The sequence below is a fragment of the Escherichia sp. Lx600-2 genome (assembly GCF_036662595.1).
GTDB lineage: Bacteria > Pseudomonadota > Gammaproteobacteria > Enterobacterales > Enterobacteriaceae > Escherichia > Escherichia coli.
In genome coordinates this window covers 1-1,591 of record NZ_JAYQWM010000215.1, presented here as the reverse complement: position 1 = coordinate 1,591, position 1,591 = coordinate 1, and the positions used below count along the sequence as shown (strand labels likewise).

At 45.2% G+C, this 1,591-nt stretch carries 1 protein-coding gene; it reads right to left on the bottom strand.

Annotated elements, in window-relative coordinates; genetic code table 11:
- Positions 1–1,591, bottom strand: a 1,591-nt coding sequence (gene mutS, locus OQV04_RS24515) for a DNA mismatch repair protein MutS (RefSeq protein ID WP_332643230.1), incomplete at both ends; no start/stop codon positions are given.

Here is a 1,591-nt window from a genome sequence, read left to right as displayed (position 1 = left end):
AATAGCTCATCATATAATGCTTTTTCAATTGCTAACGCTTTCCCTTTTGATGTCAGTACTTTATCTTCATATTCTTTTAATTCAGGAATAATATAGCGTTCTGCATTTTTTAGGGTTTGACGACGAACATAGTGGATTGGAGTTAGGTGGCTTTGACCTCGGCTGACTTGGATATAGTACCCGTGCACCGCGTTATAACCAACTTTAAGTGTGTCTATCCCCAGTTTTTCCCTTTCGCGAATTTCCAGTTTATCTAGGTAATCTGTAGCACCATCTGCGAGTGCACGCCATTCATCGAGTTCACTGTTATACCCTGGGGCGATGACGCCGCCATCACGAACTAAGACTGGCGGAGCATCGATAATGGCTCTTTCAAGTAACGCTTGTAGTTCGTCAAATTGGCCAATCCGTTGTTGTAAATCTTGCAAGTAGGCGCTATTGGATTGCCCCAAGATTTGATGAATATCTTGGTATTGTTGGAAAGCATGGCGCATGCGCGTTAAGTCACGAGGCCGTGCAGAACGTAACGCAAGACGGGCCAATACACGTTCTAAATCCCCAATTTGACGTAAAAAAGGTTGCAGTTCAAAACCACATTCCTGTAGAGCCCCAATAGCTTGCTGGCGGTTATTCAAGACTTGAATGTTTCTTAAAGGTGTATGCAGCCAGCGTTTTAACATGCGGCTACCCATTGGGGTGACACACATATCTAAAATTGCGGCAAGGGTATTTTCTGTACCGCCGGCTAGGTTTTGTGTGATCTCTAAATTTCGACGAGTTGCTGCATCCAAAATGACATTATCATTTTGTTTTTCCATCACAATACTGCGAATGTGGGGTAACGAAGTACGTTGTGTATCTTTCACATATTGCAGTAAACAGCCTGCTGCACGAAGGGCTTTGTGGGCATTTTCGACGCCAAACCCGACTAAGTCTTTGGTACCAAACTGTAAGCCAAGCTGCTGTTTTGCCGTATCGAGTTCATATTCCCATAATGGGCGACGACGTAACCCTTTATTATGTTCAATAAGTGACATGCTAGCGAAGTCTTCTGGGTACAGTAACTCAGCAGGGCGAGTGCGCTGAAGTTCAGCTTGCAGTGCTTCTTCGTCGGCAATTTCGCTAATAATAAAACGCCCAGAGGTAATATCTAAAGTGGCATAACCAAAACCTTGTGGGTCTTGCCAAACCGCGGCCAGTAAGTTGTCTTGCCGCTCATTTAAAAGAGCTTCATCAGTAATGGTGCCGGGGGTGACAATGCGTACGACTTGGCGCTCTACCGGCCCTTTGCTTGTTGCTGGGTCGCCAATTTGTTCGCAAATTGCGACAGACTCACCCATTTGCACCAATTTGGCTAAGTAGCCTTCGGCGGCATGGTGAGGAACCCCAGCCATTGGTATAGGTTGCCCCGCAGATTGCCCGCGTTTAGTGAGCGAGATGTCCAATAATTGAGAGGCTTTTTTTGCATCATCGAAGAAGAGTTCGTAAAAATCACCCATACGATAAAACAGCAGTATGTCTGAATGTTGTGCTTTTAGTTTTAAATACTGCTGCATCATGGGGGTGTGGGATTCGAAACTTTGCTTATCAG